We start from the raw sequence: 18,214 nt of genomic DNA, 5'->3' as shown, positions 1-18,214 counted from the left end.
CCGAAGCCGAGATGATCGGCGCGCGGTGCTGCCGTCCTCGACAGACGCGCTTGCGTTCCCGGGCCAGGCCGCTATCGGAGTACGGTCACGCGTCTGTGGGTCGCGTGGTGTTGAGTCGGCTGATCAGCTGCCGGTCGGCGGCTCGTGCGGCCTGGAGTTCCTGGTCCCGTTCTTCGAGCTGTCCGGCCTGGTCGACGACTTGTTGTTCCAGTGCGGTGATCCGGCTCTTGAGCTGTTCGATGTCGTCGGGGGCGCCGAGCCCGCATTCCCGCCATGCCTGCTCACCAAGGAGTTCCGAGAGTTTGGTCTCCAGGTGTCGCACGCGGGCGCCGAGCCGGTTGCCGCGGTCCAGGGCGTGCGCCAGGTCGGCCTGGAGTGAGGCCCGGCTGACGGGCGCGCCGACGTCGTCGCTGGGTGGTTCGGCACTGGCTGCGTGGACTTGGGCGAGCAGGTCCTTGTGGCGGCAGAGGAAGGCTCGGTCTACTCCGGCCTGCCGTGCGTCCGACACGGGCGCCCCCTTCACCCCAGAATCATCTCGGCCTGGTTCCGGTGATTGCGGAGCCGCATTGCCGAGCCCACGGGAGGGGCCGTCGATGCCGACGACTGCGGCCCGGCGCAGGAACCGGTCGAGCATCCCCGCGGCGACGGCGGCATTCCGAAGGCGCCGGCCCCATCAGCGATCCCGACGCCGGGCAGGTCATGGAGACTCCATATGCCGCTGGACGATCACTTGGAAAGGGCAGAAGCGACGTCCTCGGCGGCGGGAAGCAGCCGAGCTCGTCGATGATCAACAGCTTGGGTCCGGCGAAGAACCACACGCGGGTCGTCCAGCAACTCTGCGCGGCGCAGGAGGTGATACCCGGTGGCTGCCGCCGAGTCTCAGCTGGAGAGAACCGGCGGCGTCGGGCTGTTCCCCGAGAGCCACAGCCTGGCGCTGAGGATGTGGTGCGTCAGACTCGCTGCTGCTCGGCGTCCAGCAGGGCGAGGGCGTTGCTCACCCCCTGATCGAGGAGCTCGTTCGCGAGTTGGCTGTCCGTCAAGGCGCGGGAAAGCTGCAGTGTGCCGGCCATCAGGCCGAGGAGGCTGAGCGCCTTCACACGTGCGGAGGACGGGTCCTCGGGCGCCATGCGGGCGGCAATGCCGTCGATGAGGATCAGCACGCCGTCGGTGTACGCCTGCCTGGTCGTGTCGGTGCAGCGCCCGATCTCGTCGAGCAGAGCGGCGTTGGGACAGCCGTCACCAAGGCTGCCGCGGTGCTGGGGCGACAGGTACCCGCGCACAATCTGCTCGAGTCCGGCACGGCCAGGCGCGGCCCGCGCGACGACACTCTCGGCCTGCACTTTCAACTGTTCGGCGATTGCCGTGGTGACGAGGTCATCCTTGGATTTGAAGTGAGCGTAGAAGGCCCCATTGGTCAGCCCCGCGTCCTGCATGAGCGTCGAGACCCCGGACCCGTCGATACCGTCCTGCTTGAACCGGCGGCCCGCCACCTCGATGATCCGCCGCCTCGTCTCCGACTTGTGCTCTTTTCCGTACCGCACCACAGCACACGCTCCTTCGCGCCAGAAAGGCCGGCTGTCCTACACCGACTTCACCAGTCTATGGTATGGCGAACGTAATCCAAAGAGCCGACAGCGGCGACGGTCCGTCGCCCCGTCGCCAGTTGCCCTCTGCGGCAAGGACGACGGACGAGCGTAGAGCTTCCATTCGTGCAGGCAGGCACGGGCCCAGCGCCCGAACTCCCCCTCGTCGGCGAGGCTCCGTGGTGACGGCCGTCACCACGGAGCCTCGCAGTGCGCGCTGGCGCTCATCGCCTGGACGCCGTCGATCTGCTCCTGTCCACCGAGATCTGACGCGTACGTGTATGTGGAGCGGGCGGCTGCGCCCTGCGCTCCTTGGACGCTCCCCCGCTCACTACCGCCGCTGGTGGTGGCCCATGTCCCGCCGCGGCAGTCGCAGGAAGGTCGCCTTGACGGGGAGCGAGCCGGTCGAGGAACCACGCCGGGTGACGGGCGTACCGCGGCTTCAGCTCCGAGTCGGCCACCCCGCCACGCCGATCACTGCGACCGACGAGGCACGGTCGTCGCCGCCCCCGACCGCCGCCGCGATCGGCCGACGGTGACCTGCCGCTGTTCGGCCCTGCCCGCGAGGCAGGAGTCGGGGTCCCCACCGATCGCTCGTCCCCGCGTTCCGTCCAGACAGGCTTGCGTCATCACCGTCGGCACCATGGCCCCCTCCAACGCCCCCGCAACACCCTCGACCCCCATACCTTCTGCGGCGGCGGCGCTGCCGGCCGCACCGACTGTCCCGTGCACGCCGCCTGAGCAGAGCACCCGGGCCGCCAGGCGGAAAATGTCTCCCCGGGCGCCCAGGCATGGCTGTGACACACCAGCCTCACAATCGACGAGTCACCAAGGGGGAGCGGGCCGCCTCCGAGTGGAATACCGATGCACTCCCTGCTGTCCCGGCTGCCCCAGGGACCGAGGGCCCTGCCTACGGAGTCACACCCGAGGGGCGGGTACCGGGAAGAGCATGCAGCTGCTGGTGGCGTGAGCGAGAAGACGATCGTTCGCGTCGACCAACTGGGCCTGGGCGAGGGCGGTTTGGCGGCCCTTACTGATGACCGTGCCGATGGCGCGCACCGGGCCCGTGTCCACGGTGACCCGCCGCAGGAACTTCACCGTCAGGTCGAGCGAGGTGTACGCCGTGCCCTGCGGGAGGGTGGACTGGACGGCGCAGCCCGCCGCCGAGTCGAGCAGGGTGGCGAAGACGCCGCCGTGCAGGCTGCCGATCGGGTTGTAGTGCTCCTCCCCCGGCGTCAGGGAGAAGACCGCCCTGCCGGGCTCCACCTCTTCCAGGTCGAAGTCGACCGTGTGGCTGATCGGCGCCCTCGGCAGCCGCCCCGCACGCACCTCGCGGAGGAAGTCGATGCCGGCCATGCGCCCGGCGGCCTCCGCCGAGATCGCGGGATCGTCCCAGTGATACGTACGCGTTCGCCCCACGGTCCAGCGCCTTCCTTCTGACTGTCGGCTGACTTTTTCAAGTGAAGCTAGACTTTGGTTCACCTGACTGTCAATGGCGAAGGCAGGCCCTTACGATGGCGGGATGGAGTGGCTTGAGGCGAGCACGGAGAACTGTCCCGTCCAGCGCACGCTCGACGTGATCGGGGAGAAATGGACGCTGCTGATCCTGCGTGACGCCGTCAACGGCGTCCGCCGCTTCGACGACTTCCACCGCCACATCGGACTGTCGGAAGCCGTCCTCAGCGACCGCCTCCGCAAGCTGACCTCGGCCGGCATCCTGAAGACCGTCCCCTACCAGGAGCCCGGTACCCGCTCCCGCAACGAATACCGCCTGACCCGCAAGGGCTGGGACCTGTGGCCCGTTCTGATGGCGCTGAGCCAGTGGGGCGAGGCATACACCCTCGGCTCCGAGGGTCCTCTACTGGACGTACGCCACACCGAGTGCGACGCCCCGGTCCGCGTCGTCGTCGAGTGCTCCGCGGAACACTCGACCCTGACTCCCCGTGAAGTCACCGCCCGGCTGGGAACAGGCGCCCGCCTCCGGTCGTGAGCCATCGACCTCGCGGTCGTGGGCCAGACTGCGGTGAGACATCAGCTGAGTGCCGTGCACTCCGCCGCCGTTGCCCCTCAGCGCACGATCGCGCGCCGCCGAACCGAACTCGATGGGCGCTCGGGTTGCAGGGTTCAGCGCCTTCGCCACCCCCGCCCCCGCCGGCACCACCTCAGCCGCGAAGCGGTTGAGGTGCTCAGGCGAGTTCGCGCTTGAGGATCTTGCCGGTGGGGGTCAAGGGCAGCTCGTCGACGAACTGGACGACGCGCGGGTATTTGTACGCGGCGAGCCGCTCCTTCGCCCAAGCGGCGAGCTCCTCCTCACTCGTGCCGCTGCCGGCGTTCCTCACCACGATGGCCTTGATCTCCTGACCGTGGGATTCGTGCGCTACACCGATGACGGCGACCAGTGAGACGGCGGGGTGCTCCATGAGCACTTCCTCGATCTCGCGCGGGTAGACGTTGAAGCCGCCGCGGATGATCATGTCTTTGGATCGGTCGACGATGTAGTAGAAGCCGTCCGCGTCCCTGCGGGCGAGGTCGCCGGAGCGGAACCAGCCCTCCCTGATCGCCTCCGCCGTCGCCTCGGGCCGTTTGTAGTAGCCCTTCATGACGTTGTGCCCCTTGATCGCGATCTCCCCGATCTCGTCGGGGCCGCCCTCGATTTCGGACCAGTCGTCGCGGATCAGCTTCATTTCCACGCCTGGGATCGGCACGCCGATCGACCCGACGCGGGGCTCCTCTCCGAACCGGGAGAAGGAGGCGGCCGGGGAGGTCTCGGACAGTCCGTATCCCTCGAGGATCGTGACGCCGAAGCGGTCCTGGAACTGCTTGTGGATCTCGGCGGGCATAGCTGAGCCACCGGCCACCGCCACGCGAAGATTCGCGGCCAGGCGGGCGACGTCGACCGTGTCGTCGAGTGCGGCGAGAAGAGCCCAGTACATGGTCGGGACGCCGGCGAAGAGCGTCACGTCGTGGTCGAGCATGAGACGCAGGGTGGACCGCGCCTCGAACCTCGGCTGCATCACGATCGTGCCGCCGAAGGCGAGGGCGCCGTTCTGGCTCACGGACTGGCCGAAGGCATGGAACAGCGGCAAGGCGCACAGGTAGGTGTCGGGGCGCTCGGGGTCGGCGGCGAACAGGTCGGTGCCGGCGAGCGCGTTGTCGTACACGTTGCGGTGGCGCAGCTCCGCGCCCTTGGGCCGGCCGGTCGTGCCGGAGGTGTAGAGGACCACCGCGGTGTCGTCCTCGTCTCGCTCGACCGTCCGGAACAGCACCGGCTGCTCGGCGACGACCGCGGCGTACGACTCCGGCGCCCCGTCCCCGGCCCACGGCGCGCCACCGCCCCCGATCAGGAAGAACTCGGTACAGCCCTCGGTGGCCTGGAATCCCTCCCACGCCATCTGCCCGATCGGCAGCTCCGCCGTGCCTTCGAACGCGAAGTACGCCTTCGCGTCGGAGTCGGTGAGGTGGTAGGCGACCTCGCGAGCCTTCAACAGCACATTCAGCGGCACGACCGCCGCCCCGGCCTTGAGGATGCCGAAGTAGACGCTGGTGAAGTGGGGCAGGTTGGGACAGGACAGTGCGACCTTGTCACCCGGCTGGATGCCGCGCGAGACGAGCAGGTTCGCGACCCGGTTGGCCGCTGCGTCGAGAGCTCCGTACGTGATGCGGTCGTCACCGAAGACGATCGCGGTGCGCTCCGGGTACCGGGACACGGAATCCGTCAGTACACGTGACAGGTTGCGGGTCGGGCTGTGCATCGTCGTTCTCCTCATTCTCGGGGTGGGACGAAGGCGGGGTAGGTCGCGTCTGGACGAAGTCCGGAGGCGGCACGAAGGCGTCGACTTTCCGGCCCAGCAGCGCGGCTTCCCGATCCAGCAGCGCGGCGAACTCGATGGTGGTCAGATCACCCCCGCTCGGGCCCATGCCTGCAGAGCGATGGGCAGTCCGCTCCTGCCTCTGCGTTCCGGGATGGCCGTCCCAGACCGAAGGTTTCCCGCGAGGCTGGACCCGCGTCGCCGGGCGGGCGCTGGACGAGCCGGGCACGTCGGCTGGACTGCGACCTTGGCGCCGGTCACCCGCAGCACGGTGAGTACGTCCTCGACGGCCGCGGCGGCGCCGCTGTCGACCGGACACGACGGATCCTCGGCCAGGACGGCCACCTGAGTCGGCGAGCCTGGTCGCGCGCGGCGGTGCACGCGCTTGGCTGAAGCCGCCGTCGTGGTCGACCGTCCCGACCGCCGCCTGCGGGACTGGGACGAGGTCGCGTGCCTCGCGGAACCGCGCGCCGCCGCGGGCCCTGTCGGCGTCCGTCCACCGTCCCGATCCGGCAGGCGCGCGGATCCTGCAACTGCCGAGCCGGACCGCTCGGTCAGATCTTCGTCTTCTCCCGGACCCACGCGCCGATCTGTGCGATGGCGGCGTCGACCTCCGGAATCCGGCCGGCACCGTAGACGTACGAGTGCTGGCCTCCCGGGACGACAACGGTCGCCGTGTCGATTCCGGCGTCCTTGACGCGGGCGGCGAACTCCTCGTCCTCGCCGGCCAGGACCTCGTACGTTCCCCAGGAGACGAGGGTCGGGGGGAGACCGCTCAGGTCCGCCCGGTTCAGATTGATCCGGGTGTCCGTGAACTCGATGCCCGTGCCGCCGATCCAGGCATCCCGGAAGAACTCCAGCAGTTCCTTGCTGAGAATCTTGTCCGTCTCGGCCTTGGACACCATGGTCTCGTTGGCGATCTCGAGGTCGCACCAGGGGGAGATCGACACGATGGCGCCGGGCAGGGGCTGCTTCTTGTCGCGGAGGCGAAGCGCCAGGGCGACGGCGATGAACCCGCCGATCGAGTGGCCGATCGTGATGATGTTTCCCGGCTCATACCCTTCGGACAGCAGCCAGGTGAAGGCCGCCTCCGCGTCGTCCACCTGAGCCGGGTACTTGTGTTCCGGTGCCCGCCGGAAGTCCAGCACCAGTACGGGGGCCCCAACGGCCTTGGCGATATGGCCTGCGAGCTTTCGGTCGACGTATGCCGACGACACAACGGAGCCCCCGGCATGACTGTGCAGGAGGACGTAGTCGGCGTTGGCGTCGAGCGGTTCGCACCAGATTCCCAGCACGCCACCCGCGTCCACCTCCCGATAGGTGACGCCTTCCGGCTCCCGGGTCGTGAGATGGACGAGCTCCGACCGCGTGCGAATCGCATCCACCTCGGACTCGGGAATCACCAGTCCGGCCATGAAGTTCTCGAACTCGATCGCTTCCGGGCTGAGTTCAACAGCGGCGTGATCAGACACGGGGCACCTCCATGGGGCCATCTGGGCATACCGGCCCGCCAGGACCGGTATGGCCGGTTTTTGTCAGGCGGAGAGGGTGGGGTAGTCGGTGTAACCGGCCTCGCCGCCGCCGTAGAAGGTGGCGAGATCGGGGGTGTTCAATGGCGCGCCGGTGCGTACGCGCTCGACCAGGTCGGGGTTGGCGAGTGCCATCACGCCGACGGTGACGACGTCGGCCAGGCCGTCTTCGATGTCCTTCGCGCGGGTGGCGACGTCGGTGCCGGCCCGGTTGAGAACCAAGGTGTTCGGCCACAGCTTGCGGAGGGTGTGCAGGAGTTCGTCGTCGCCGCCGTGGCCGATGTGCAGGTAGGCGAGGTCGAGCGGGGCGAGGGCGCGCACGAGTGCCGGGTGCAGCTCGTGGGTGTCGCCCTCCGCGATGTCGTTGAACGGGTTGCCGGGAGAGATCCGGAAGCCGGTGCGGCCGGCGCCGATCTCCTCGGCCACGGCCGTGGCGACCTCGACGGCGAAGCGGATGCGGTTGTCGATGGAGCCGCCGTAGCGGTCGGTGCGCTGGTTGGTGTTGTTGGCGAGGAACTGGTGCACGAGGTAGCCGTTGGCGCCGTGGATCTCGACGCCGTCGGCGCCAGCCGCGATGGCGGCCGCGGCGGCGCGGCGGAAGTCGTCGACCGTGGCGGCGACCTCCTCGGTGGACAGTTCGCGCGGAACTGGCATCTCCTGCGGGCCGGACAGGGTGAACATTTCGCCCGCCGGCTGGACCGGGGAGGGGGCGACCGGCTGCCGGTGGTGGGGGGTGTTGTCCGGGTGGGACATCCGTCCGGCGTGCATGAGCTGGATGACGATGCGGCCGTCGGCCTTGTGTACCGCGTCGGTGACCTTGCGCCAGCCGGCGATGTGCTCCTCGGAGTAGATGCCGGGGGTGAGCAGGTAGCCCTGGCCGTCGGCGTTGGGCTGGGTGCCCTCGGTGATGATGAGGGCGTGCGAGGCGCGCTGGGTGTAGTACTCGGCGTTCAGCTCCGTGGGTGTGCCTTCCGGGGTGGACCGGTCCCGCGTCATGGGGGCCATCGCCAGCCGGTGCGGCAGGGAGAGCTCCCCGACGACGATCGGGTTCCACAGGGCGTTCAACATGGATGTTTCCTTCGGTTAAGGGTGAGAGAGAGCTGAGTGGCGGGCTGCCGCGAGTAGCGCGTAGGCGGTGACCGGCCGGATGGGCCTGGTGACCTTCCCACCGTGGAAGGCGACTGCGTGGAGGACAGCCGACGGTGCGGACGGGCTGCCGCACACATGACCGCCGCCATTGCGGTGCGGGGCCCCGGCTGTTCGTACAGGAGTGAGGACGCCGAGCGCATCGGTCTTCCCCGAGAGCCGTAGGACGCATCGGTCGTGTGCGGCAGCGGCCGTGCCGTTGTCAGAAAGGGACTCCGGTACCGGAGTCGGAGCGGCGGTCAGCCGCGGTAGCGATCGGCCGGGACCTTCTGCGACAGGTTCGGGACGAGCGTCTGACGCGCCTTCTCGAACGACTCCCAGTCGCTGATCTCCGGCAGTGACGGGATGGTGACGGGCTCTCCGGCGTCGAGGCCGGCGAGCGCCGCGTCGACGGCGTCGTCCACGCTCATGATCCACTCGTCGGGAAACGCCTCGAGGTCGACGCCTGAGCCGTCCCAGAGCTCCGTGCGGACAGCGCCCGGCAGCACGGCCTGCACCACGACGGGGCTCTCGGCGAGTTCCTGCTGCAGGGCCTGGGTGAACGTCAGCACGTAGCTCTTGGTGCCGCTGTAGACGGCGCTGACGGGCAGGATGTTGAGAGCCATGGCAGAGGAGATGTTCACGACGGTGCCGTGTCCGCGGGCCGTCAGCCCCGGCAGGACCGCGATGGTCAGCCTGGTCAACGCTGTCACATTGAGGTTGATCAGCGCCTCGTAGGCTGCCGCGTCGGAGGTGGTCAGCGGGGTGAGCAGCGCCCCGCCGGCGTTGTTGATCAGTACCTCGATGCTCTCGTCGGTCCGCAGACGCTCCTCGACGACGGAGATCTGTGCCGCATCGGTGAGGTCGGCGGTGACGACGTCCACCGCGCGGCCGGTGCGGCTGCGGATGTCCGACGCCAGCGTTTCCAGCCGCGCAGTGTTCCGCGCCACCAGGATCAGGTCGTAGCCCCGGTCGGCAAGCCGCTGTGCGTAGGCGGTGCCCAGGCCGGCGGACGCGCCGGTGACGACAGCGGTCTTGTTCTGCGTGGTCATCAGGTGGGTCTCATTTCTGGTCCGGCGGATGAGGGGGCCCAATGCCTCGGCCTCGGCTTCGGTTCGCTTTAGATTACGGTAGATATCTAAAGCAGTCCAGTCAACGGTCCCCCGACGCCGTCCGTCACCGCCCACGTCCGGAGACCGCTCGACATGCAGGCGGGGCTGCCAGGTCGGCAGCCGACCAGGTGCGGATGGGAACTCCTCGGCGCATGGTCGCCATGGACGGGGTCGTGCAGTGCCCTCACGACGACCACGCGGGCACGGCGAAAGACATTGCCTGCGGAGACCCGCACGCCGCACACACGCCGACCACAACGCGAGCCGCTTCTACCGGCGCTGGATGACCCCCGGCCACTTGGGCGAGCAGCACAGTCTCCGGCTCGGCAGCCCCTCGGCTTGCCGCGTATGGGCCCAGGCGCTCAGAGATGGGCCCACTTGCCGCCAAAGAGGTTGACCAAGAGCCCTCAGCCACCCTGCATGCGCTCCACGAGATTTCGCATCGGCGCCTGCTCGCAACCGCACTCCGGAACGGAGGCCTCGCACGGCCGGAAGCCGCTTCCGGTGCGGATGCGGGCTCACGAGCTTCTCGCCTTGCGGCCACGAGAGAGCCGTACGGAAAAACGGCCCCGCGGCCGACCGCCCGGCACTTCGCGTATGATAGATGCCCTCTACTATCTAACGTGGGCCGGTGAGTGATGAGTCGCGTTTCGCAAGCACAAGCGCTCGAGAACCGCAGGCGCGCGGTCGCCGCGGCCTCCCAGCTCTTCCGGGAGCGCGGCGTGAACGGCATCAGCGTCGCCGACCTGATGAAGTCCATCGGGCTGACCACTGGCGGCTTCTACAAGCAGTTCCCCTCCAAGGAGGCCCTGGTGGCCGAGGCGGCTCAAGCCGCTTTCGGGGACCTTGACCTACTCCTGGCGTCGTTCGACACGGCCCACGGCGATCACGACACGGCGCGCGGCGCCCTCGTCGACTTCTACCTGTCGACCGAACACCGTGACCAGCCCAGCACCGGTTGTCCCACCGCGGGATTCGCAGGGGACATGGCTCGCGAGCCCGTAGCCGGGGAGGTGCGGGAAACGTACGCAGGCGGAGTCGAGGAATTCGCCGCGTGGATGTCCACCGACGCCAAAGACGGCCTTCCCATGGTGGCCACTCTGGTCGGAGCGATCCTGCTTGCCCGGGCCACAGCGGGCACAGAACTGTCGGAGAAGATCCTGGAGTCGACCCACAAGGCCCTGACCTCGCCACACGGGTCTTGACGCGGAATCCTGGACACGGGCTATGCGGAAGGGGGCCCAACGCCGCGCGGTTGAGGGGCTGTTGGGCCCGCGAAAGAGCTGGCTTCCATACCTCGACAAGGACGCTTCCCGTAGCCGATCTTGCGCAGCCCCGCCGCCACCGTCCTGACATCGGGCCGACGACTGCGCGAGACGGTCGACCGAGTTGCACTCGCGGCCGCCGACAGCCGGCCACCCGCCTCCAGCGACACCACCACACTCGACCGAGCAGCAGCCGTGGCCCCCGACCCACCCCTGCACACAGCCATCACGGACGGACGCCTGGAGCCTGCTGGCACTACGAGCACAGCCACCGATCCCGCAGCCGCGCCGGCACTGATCGCCCAGGACGCCGTCGATCTACTCCTGTCCGAGATCCGGCGCGTAGGCGTCTGCGGCGCGGACGTGCGCCCTGCGCTTCCTGAGCCACTCCCCCGCCCACAACCGCCACTGGTGCTCCATGTCCCGTTGCGGCAAGCGCACCGAGGCCCGCCTCGACCAGGCCCGGGCCAGACGGAGAGTGGGCACGCCCAGGCAGACTGAGCCACCACGAGCTCCTGGCGCAACCGCGGTCAGCTCACCCTGCGGGCCTCATGCGAAACGCAGGGCCGGGGACGCTCTCGACGTCTTCCACCTGCACGGCGTGGCCCCGTTCGCAGCGGATCTGGGCGTCGACGTGAGCGCCGCATCCGCGGTGTCGCGCCAGTACGGCCGGGCCCTCCGGGTCGGCGCGGTAGCGGTCGCCCCACTGCAGGAGCCCCATCACGGCCGGGACCAGATCCACGCCCTTGGGCGTGATCACATACTTCGGCCGACTCCGCGAGCCCGGTTCCTTGTAGGTCTCGGTGGCCAGGATCCCTTCCTCCACCAGCATCCGAAGCCGCGCCGCCAGGAGGTTGCGAGGACAGCCGAGGATGCGTTCGAGGTCGCTGAAGCGGGAGGAGCCGTACCAGACCTCGCGCAGGATCAGGATCGTCCACTTCTCACCCACGACCTCAAGGGTCCGGGCAATCGAGCAGTTTGACATGTCCCGGTTGAGACGGGGGTCCGTGGCGGCGTCCTGAAGCGCTTCGGTCCTCGCATCCATGCAGGTGATCCCAACCCTCCTGAGTTTACTTTTCTATACCCAGACGGTAGCGTCGTGACCAGCACATCAACCCGGCCGCACGCGAGTAGACGGGCACGCAGGGGGACCTGCGCGAAGAATTACATCGACCACCGGAATCCCACGCAGAAAGGCGGTCGGCATGAAGGCCTTCGTCGTCGAGAAGTACGGCAAGGACGGCGCACGCGCCGCAGAAGTCCCCGAGCCCACGGTCGGAGACCGCGACGTCCTGGTCAGAGTGAGCGCCGCCAGTATCAACCCGCTGGACAAAATGGTCCGCAACGGAGAGTTCAAGCAGCTCCTGAAGTACAAGCTTCCGTTCGTGCTCGGCCACGACGTGGCCGGCGTCGTGACGCGGGTCGGCTCCGCCGTACACGGCCTCGAAGTCGGCGACGAGGTCTACGCCCGTCCGCGCGACCTGCGGATCGGAGGCTTCGCGGAGTTCATCGCGATCGACATGGACGATGTCGCGCCCAAGCCGGCCTCCCTCTCCCTCCAAGAGGCAGCCGCAGTGCCGCTGGTGGCCCTGGCCGCCTGGCAGACTCTCGTCGACCGTGCCCACGTGAAGCCGGGGCAGAAGGTGCTCATCCACGCCGGTGCCGGTGGCCTCGGCTCGACAGTCATCCAGCTCGCCAAACACCTCGGCGCCACAGTGGCGACGACCACGGGCACCAAGACCGAGAAGTTGGTCAAGAGCCTCGGCGCCGACGTCGTCGTCGACTACACCAAGGAAGACTTCTCGAAGGTACTGTCCGGCTACGACCTGGTGCTGGACTCCCTGGGCGGAGCGAACCTCGAGAAGTCGCTGACCGTGCTGAAGCCCGGCGGCCTGGCCATCAGTGTCGTCGGTCCGCCGGACGCCGGCTTCGCCAAGCAGCTCGGCGCCCCTTCGTTCATGGGCCTGGCCATGAGCGCGCTCAGTCGCAAGGTGCGCAAGAAGGCCAAGGCACTGGGCGTGCGCTACGAGTTCTTCTTCATGCAGGCCAACGGCTCCCAGCTCCGCAAGCTCGGTGCCCTCTACGACAGCGGGAAGCTCCGCCCGGTCATCGACAGCACCTTCCCGTTCGACCAGACGCTCGAGGCGATGGCGCATGTCGAGCAGGGCCGCACCAAGGCCGGCAAGGTCGTGGTCTCGATGGTGCCCGACAACGACTGAGCCCGTGAAGGGCGACTCTGAAGGGCGATTACGGTCGCGGATAGCCACTGCTGAAGGCGGTCTCGGTGCCATTCCGCACGCCCTATGGCTCGCGACACAGCGCGCCACGCGGCTGTGTGCCGACCCGAGCCGTGGCCAGACCCCCGCACCCGTTGCGTGGCGGGAGTGTGATCACGGCGGACGAACCGCCACGCCTGCGTGAGCTCGCCCAGGCAGAGAAACGAGGACTTCCCGGGTCGGACGAGGCGCAGCGACGGCTCGCAGCTCTCGACGCTCATGACGGACGCGTGACTGACTCATAGCGCATTCCGCTTCCGCTTCCGCTCCCGCTCCCGCTCCCGCTCCCGCGACAACCTGGTCGGCGGGGGCGCGCTCCCGCTTGTCTCGTTGAAGCGAGCCCCTCCTGCACGACCTGCCCCTTGCGCAAGGCGATGTCCTGCTCACGGCGGACATGCTCAGGACGGCCGCGTCCGTCCGCCGAACGACGCACGTTGCCAGTTGGGAGCGCGGTCCTTGTCGACCAGGGCCGCACGGACGCCCTCCAGGAAGTCCGGCGTGCGGATGGTCGTACGCGTGAGGGCGAGTTCGGCGCCGAGGCACTCGCGCAACGTGCGCTGCCTGCCCCCGGTCAGCAGAGCGTGAGTGATCTCCAGGCTCTGCGGCGAGGCGGACTCCAGGGCGGCCAGCGCGGATGCCGCCCACGGGGTGTCGAGGTGGCGCAGGCGTTTCTCGATCTCGCCGAGGGTCGGCGCGCCGAACGCCCAGTCCACATCTCCGCGCACCTCCGCCAGCCTGCTGCCCGCCACCGGGGAGCGGCCGGCGAGGCGGTTCAGGACCACGTCCACCGGGTCGCCGGGACTGTCGGCCAGGGCATCGCCGACCGCGTCGAGCCCGTCCGCGGGGACGAAGTGCGTGGCCAGCCCCGTGTACAGGGCGTCGGCCGCGTCGAGCCGGTGCCCGGTCAGTCCCAGGTACATGCCGATCGCGCCGGGCAGTCTCGGCAGGAAGTAGCTGGCACCTATGTCCGGGAAGAACCCGATCCCGGTCTCGGGCATCGCCAGCACCGAGCGCTCGGTGACGACGCGGAAGCTGCCGTGGACGGACAGACCGAGGCCGCCGCCCATGCACACGCCGTCGACGAGCGACACGACCGGCACGGGATACTCGGCGATCCGGGCGTTGAGCCGGTACTCGGAGGCGAAGAACCGCTCACTGGCCTCGGCATCCCCGGCGAGGCTGTGCTCGCGGATCGTGCGGATGTCTCCACCGGCACAGAACGCCTTCGTATTGGTACTGGCGAGCACCACAGCGGACAGCGGTGTGTGCTCCCACCCGGCGAGCACACGGTCGATGGCGCCGACCATGCCTGTCGTCAGGGCGTTGAGCGCCTTGGGCCGGTTCAGAAGGATGCGGCCGACGCCCCGGTGGACGTCGGCGAGAATCTCGACCGCAGCGGTGTCAGTCATCGGTCGTCATCTCGTCTCCCGCGGACCGGGCTGTCGTGGCCATCACATTCCTCACTCGCCGGGTGTCAGGCGTAGATCTGCGCGTAGAGATCCTGGATCTCGTCCACGGTGGGTACGACGGGGTTGTTGGCGGGGGATCCGGACGCGAGCGCCTGCTCGGCCATGAGGGGCAACAGGCGGAACCACTCGTCCTTGTCGATGCCGTGGGCTTGGGGGGTGGGCACCGCAAGATCCTGGCACAGGGCTCGGAGCGCCTCCACGAGCTTATCGGCGGCCAAGGCGTCACCGTCGCCCGCGGTGGCGGCTCCGAGGGCGCGGGCGCAGTCGGCGTACCGGCTCTCGGCGGCGGGCACGGAGAACGCTGTCACCGCGGGGAAGAGCATCGCGTTCGACAGACCGTGGGCGACGTGGAAGTGAGCGCCGATCGGGCGGCTCATGCCGTGCACCAGCGCCACGCTGGCGTTCGAGAAGGCGATGCCGGCCTGGGTCGCGGCGAGCATCATCGCCTCGCGAGCCTCGAGGTCTGCCCCGTCGGCGTAGACGCGGCGGAGGTGGTGGCCGATGGTCCGGATCGCGTTCAGGGCGAGTCCGTCGGAGAACGGATTGGCCTTGCGGCTCACGTACGCCTCGACGGCATGGGTGAGCGCGTCGACGCCGGTGTCGGCGGTCAGCCGAGCCGGCATCGACAAGGTCAGTTCGAAGTCGACGACGGCGGCGACCGGCAGGAACGCCGGCCCCGGACAGAGCATCTTCTCGTCCGTGGCGCTGTCGGTGATGATCGTGAACTGGGTGGCCTCGGAGCCACTGCCCGCGGTCGTCGGGACCGCGATCACCGGAAGCGCCGGGCCGAGGTTGGTGTGCGGGGCCTTGTAGTCCCGCATCCGGCCGCCCTGGACGCCCAGCAGGCCGAGTGCCTTTGCGGTGTCCATCGGGCTGCCGCCGCCGAATCCGATCACCGAGTCCGACCTGTGCTCGCGCAGCACGGTCAGGCCCGCGTCGAGCGAGTCGGTCGTCGGATCCGGGACGGTGCCGGCGAACAAGCGCGGCTGCAGCCCCGCATCCCTGAGCGTCACCATCAGTCGTTCCGCCGCACCGGTCCCGGCGAGGAACGCGTCCGTCACCAGCAGCGGGCGTCGCAGGCCCAGCCCTGCCACGACGTCGCCCAGCTCGCCGACGGCACCGCCGCCGACACGCAGGATCCGCGGGAGGGAAAGGCTGGCAACCATGGCGGCCCTTTCGGCAAGGACGGTGGGGCATGTCGCGCCCACCGCCCTGACTGTGCGGCCCCGCACCGTGTGCAAACAACCACCAATGGCGCACACCCACTGTGCAGAAGTGCAGATAGGGTCAGGCCGTGCACCCCCAGTCCCCGGACGAGAACCCCGCCCCGCAGCCGGTGGGGTCCCATCGCTCCGTCGATCCGCGCAAACTTCGGGCGGACGATCTGCGCTACCTGCTCGCGCTGTCCCGTACCGGACGTCTGGTGACCGCCGCCGACGCACTCGGCGTGGACCACACCACCGTGTCGCGCCGTATCGCCGCTTTGGAGAAGAGCATCGGCCTGCGCCTCATCGAACGGGGCGCTGAGGGATGGACGCTGACGGACATCGGACGAGCCGTCTCGGAGAACGCGCGCGCCATCGAGGAGGCCATCGACCGCGTCGTCGACACCGTGGCGGGCCAGGACTCGCCGTCCCTGCACGGTACGGTGCGCGTCAGCGCGCCCGACGGTTTCGGCACCCTCTTCGCCACGCCCGCCCTCGTACGGGTGCGCCGCCGGCATCCCCGGCTCCAGGTCGAACTCATCACCGCGACACGGCAGCTCGCCCTCCGCCCGTCCGGTTTCGATCTCGCTCTCGTCATCGGCGTTCCCTCCAGCAGCCGCCTGGTGACCGAGCACCTCACCGACTACACGCTGGGGCTCTACGCCTGTGACGACTACCTCACCAAGAACGGCCGCCCGGAGACGGTGGCCGAGCTGCGCGAGCACCCGCTCATCTTCTACATCGAGTCGATGCTGCAGGTCGGCGACCTCGACATCGAACGCCACCTTCCCGGAATGACCCCGGCATTCTCCTCGACGAACGTCTTCGCCCAACTCGAAGCCACCCGGCAGGGGGCCGGCATCGGCGTCCTGCCCGCCTTCCTGACCCGGCGGACGCAACTGCGACGACTGCTCGCCGAGGAGATCGACATCCGGCTCCCCATCACCCTGGCCGTCCGCCGCGAGGCCGTGACGCACCCCGCCGTACGCGTCGTCTGGACCGCTCTACGACATGAGGTCGCCGAACGGGCGGCCGAACTGATGCCGGAATGAACCGAGGAGTTTCCGGTGCGGTGAACGCCCGCCGATCTCACCCTCCCGTCCGGCGAGTCAAGTGACGGCGCTGCGTTGGGAGTTGAGGCACGCTCGGACCCCGTTCGTCGGTCAGGTCATCGGCACCGCAGTAGTGCCGTCTTCGTGGTCGGTACACGCCTCCCCCATGAGCGTCGTCGGCGGCCGTGCGCGCATCGTCGGCCCCGGTCAGCTCGACGCGGCGAGTTCACAGGGGGCAACGTCGGTGCCGTCCGGTGCGTCCTGCGGCTCGGCGGGCTCGGCGGGCTCGGCGGGCTCGGCGGGCTCGGCGGGCTCGGCGGGCTCGGCGCACAGTACGCCAGCGGTGCGAGCCCGACGGCGACCCGGAGGCGATCCGCAAACGAGAATCCGGCGCGCCGAAGCCGTCCGAGCACTGGTACGTGACCGCAGGTGCGCAGCATCGTTTCAGGCTGCTCACGAGCCGACCGCAGACCAGCCGCACCAGCCCTGGCCCTGGCCCAGGATCGGGATCGGGATCGGGATCGGGATCGCCCACATCAAGCCCACCGATGCCCCCGAAGGGCCTCCTCGCAGCCATGGGGTGATTCCCACCTCACCTGAGTTTACTTTCCTATACTCAGAAAGTAGCGTCATGACCTGCACATCGACCCGGCTGCCGCGGGGGAACCCGGCGCGGCGCCCGCCTGAGAAGGAGCACCACCATGGGAGTAAGCCCTGAGGCACACGAGTTCGCGGAGTTCCTCGCGAGCGTGAGCGCGAAGTCGTCGACACCCGGCCTCGACCTGGCCGTGATCCGCGACATCGTCGACTCGAACCACAAGGCGTCGACCGAGCCGGAAGGTGTCACCTACGCCGAGGTGGACGCGGGCGGCGTCCCCGCGCTGTGGGCCATCCCCGAGGGCGCCGACCCCGACAAGGCGCTGCTCCACTTCCACTTCGGTGGATCCGTCACCGCTTCGATGCACTCCGACCGCAAGGCCGCCGGCCACATCGCGAAGGCGGCCGGAGCCCGCTCCCTCGTCGTGGACTTCCGCCTGGCGCCCGAACATCCCTACCCCGCGCAGCTGGACGACGCCGAGACGGCCTACCGGTGGCTGCTCTCACAGGGCTACGAGCCGCGGAACATCGGCAGCACGGGCCACTCGATCGGCGGCACGCTCGCGGTGATGCTTCCGCTGCGTCTGCTCGCCAAGGGCGAGGCGACCCCGGGTGCGATCGTCAGCGTCTCCCCCTGGACCGACCTCACCCTGCAGAACCTGGCAGTGGACGCCAATGAGGCAAACGACAAGATGCTCAGCCGTGGCACGCTGGAGCTCTTCCGGGGAGCCTGGCTGCAGGACCCCGCGGTGGACTTCACCGCCCCCGAGATCAGTCTCGTGAACGCCGATCTGGCCGGCCTTCCGCCCACGATCGTCTACTACGGCGAATACGAGACCCTCGCCGACGACGGTGCCCAGCTCGGCCGCCGCCTCGCGGACTTCAAGGTCACCACCGAGGTCCATTCGCTGCCCGAAGGGCAGCACTCGTTCGTCCTGGGCGCGGGACGGGTACCCGAGGTGGACCAGGCCATCGGGCAGATGGGCCAGTGGCTCCGCAAGCACCTCGGCGCGTGAGCAGAAGCTGCACCTGACGGCGGGCCCTGTTGCGGCCGGTCCGCCGCACCAATGCGATGCCGGTGACCGGTCCGCCTGTCTTCGGCATACTGCTCGACCATGCCGGCCGGCATGCGGTACTTGTATCCGACACCGTTCCGCACGCAGTCCCACCACCGTCCCTCGATGCCACAAAG

Annotated in this window: 15 protein-coding genes and 1 pseudogene; 6 read left to right on the top strand and 10 right to left on the bottom strand. The window is 69.0% G+C overall.

What is annotated here, in order from left to right:
• Positions 1-85: 85 nt before the first annotated feature.
• From ACFWWR_RS15040 to ACFWWR_RS15030, 3 genes are all read right to left on the bottom strand, one after another.
• Entirely contained in the window at positions 86-508 is a 423-nt protein-coding gene (locus ACFWWR_RS15040) for a hypothetical protein (RefSeq protein ID WP_384303534.1), read from the bottom strand.
• A gap of 442 nt (positions 509-950) precedes the next feature.
• On the bottom strand, positions 951-1,544 hold the full coding sequence (locus ACFWWR_RS15035) for a TetR/AcrR family transcriptional regulator (protein ID WP_383875724.1): 594 nt from the start codon (positions 1,542-1,544) through the stop codon (positions 951-953).
• A gap of 957 nt (positions 1,545-2,501) precedes the next feature.
• Complete coding sequence (locus tag ACFWWR_RS15030) at positions 2,502-3,002, bottom strand: PaaI family thioesterase (protein WP_383875726.1); 501 nt, start codon at positions 3,000-3,002, stop codon at positions 2,502-2,504.
• Between the two features lie 103 nt (positions 3,003-3,105).
• On the opposite strand from ACFWWR_RS15030, the gene ACFWWR_RS15025 reads away from it, so the two are divergent.
• Entirely contained in the window at positions 3,106-3,573 is a 468-nt protein-coding gene (locus tag ACFWWR_RS15025; RefSeq protein ID WP_383875727.1) for a winged helix-turn-helix transcriptional regulator, read from the top strand.
• 196 nt (positions 3,574-3,769) lie between these two features.
• Here ACFWWR_RS15025 and ACFWWR_RS15020 read toward each other — a convergent pair whose 3' ends face one another.
• The 4 genes from ACFWWR_RS15020 to ACFWWR_RS15005 form a co-directional block, all read right to left on the bottom strand.
• Positions 3,770-5,335 carry a long-chain fatty acid--CoA ligase gene (locus ACFWWR_RS15020; RefSeq protein ID WP_383875729.1) on the bottom strand — a complete coding sequence of 522 codons (1,566 nt, stop codon included), beginning with the start codon at positions 5,333-5,335 and terminating at the stop codon, positions 3,770-3,772.
• A gap of 611 nt (positions 5,336-5,946) precedes the next feature.
• Positions 5,947-6,864, bottom strand: a complete 918-nt coding sequence (locus ACFWWR_RS15015; protein WP_383875730.1) for an alpha/beta hydrolase — start codon at positions 6,862-6,864, stop codon at positions 5,947-5,949.
• A 63-nt stretch (positions 6,865-6,927) separates the two neighbouring features.
• Positions 6,928-7,989 carry an alkene reductase gene (locus ACFWWR_RS15010; RefSeq protein ID WP_383875731.1) on the bottom strand — a complete coding sequence of 354 codons (1,062 nt, stop codon included), beginning with the start codon at positions 7,987-7,989 and terminating at the stop codon, positions 6,928-6,930.
• A gap of 317 nt (positions 7,990-8,306) precedes the next feature.
• Positions 8,307-9,098 (bottom strand): SDR family NAD(P)-dependent oxidoreductase, encoded by a 792-nt coding sequence (locus tag ACFWWR_RS15005; RefSeq protein ID WP_383875732.1) that lies wholly within the window; start codon positions 9,096-9,098, stop codon positions 8,307-8,309.
• A gap of 698 nt (positions 9,099-9,796) precedes the next feature.
• Between ACFWWR_RS15005 and ACFWWR_RS15000 the strand changes: the two genes are divergently transcribed.
• Positions 9,797-10,363, top strand: coding sequence for a TetR/AcrR family transcriptional regulator (locus ACFWWR_RS15000; protein ID WP_384303532.1), 567 nt, complete (start codon positions 9,797-9,799; stop codon positions 10,361-10,363).
• A 120-nt stretch (positions 10,364-10,483) separates the two neighbouring features.
• Positions 10,484-10,693: pseudogene (locus ACFWWR_RS14995) on the top strand (hypothetical protein); the annotation flags it as partial.
• A gap of 265 nt (positions 10,694-10,958) precedes the next feature.
• Here ACFWWR_RS14995 and ACFWWR_RS14990 read toward each other — a convergent pair.
• The gene (locus ACFWWR_RS14990) at positions 10,959-11,468 is read right to left on the bottom strand and encodes a winged helix-turn-helix transcriptional regulator (protein ID WP_384303530.1); all 510 of its coding nucleotides are present in this window, start codon (positions 11,466-11,468) and stop codon (positions 10,959-10,961) included.
• 160 nt (positions 11,469-11,628) lie between these two features.
• Here ACFWWR_RS14990 and ACFWWR_RS14985 point away from each other — a divergent pair, with 160 nt between their 5' ends.
• The gene (locus tag ACFWWR_RS14985) at positions 11,629-12,642 is read left to right on the top strand and encodes an NADP-dependent oxidoreductase (RefSeq protein ID WP_383875735.1); all 1,014 of its coding nucleotides are present in this window, start codon (positions 11,629-11,631) and stop codon (positions 12,640-12,642) included.
• Positions 12,643-13,097: 455 nt separating this feature from the next.
• Here ACFWWR_RS14985 and ACFWWR_RS14980 read toward each other — a convergent pair whose 3' ends face one another.
• On the bottom strand, positions 13,098-14,108 hold the full coding sequence (locus tag ACFWWR_RS14980) for an enoyl-CoA hydratase/isomerase family protein (protein WP_384303528.1): 1,011 nt from the start codon (positions 14,106-14,108) through the stop codon (positions 13,098-13,100).
• 65 nt (positions 14,109-14,173) lie between these two features.
• The gene (locus ACFWWR_RS14975) at positions 14,174-15,334 is read right to left on the bottom strand and encodes an iron-containing alcohol dehydrogenase (RefSeq protein WP_384303526.1); all 1,161 of its coding nucleotides are present in this window, start codon (positions 15,332-15,334) and stop codon (positions 14,174-14,176) included.
• Positions 15,335-15,462: 128 nt separating this feature from the next.
• Here ACFWWR_RS14975 and ACFWWR_RS14970 point away from each other — a divergent pair, with 128 nt between their 5' ends.
• Positions 15,463-16,425 carry a LysR family transcriptional regulator gene (locus ACFWWR_RS14970; protein ID WP_383875739.1) on the top strand — a complete coding sequence of 321 codons (963 nt, stop codon included), beginning with the start codon at positions 15,463-15,465 and terminating at the stop codon, positions 16,423-16,425.
• Between the two features lie 701 nt (positions 16,426-17,126).
• Positions 17,127-18,038 carry an alpha/beta hydrolase gene (locus tag ACFWWR_RS14965; RefSeq protein WP_383875740.1) on the top strand — a complete coding sequence of 304 codons (912 nt, stop codon included), beginning with the start codon at positions 17,127-17,129 and terminating at the stop codon, positions 18,036-18,038.
• The last annotated feature ends 176 nt before the right edge of the window (positions 18,039-18,214 follow it).

This window comes from Streptomyces sp. NPDC058678, assembly GCF_042714835.1.
GTDB lineage: Bacteria > Actinomycetota > Actinomycetes > Streptomycetales > Streptomycetaceae > Streptomyces.
Note: the sequence above shows the minus strand (reverse complement) of the source record. Positions and strands in the feature narration are given on the sequence as shown.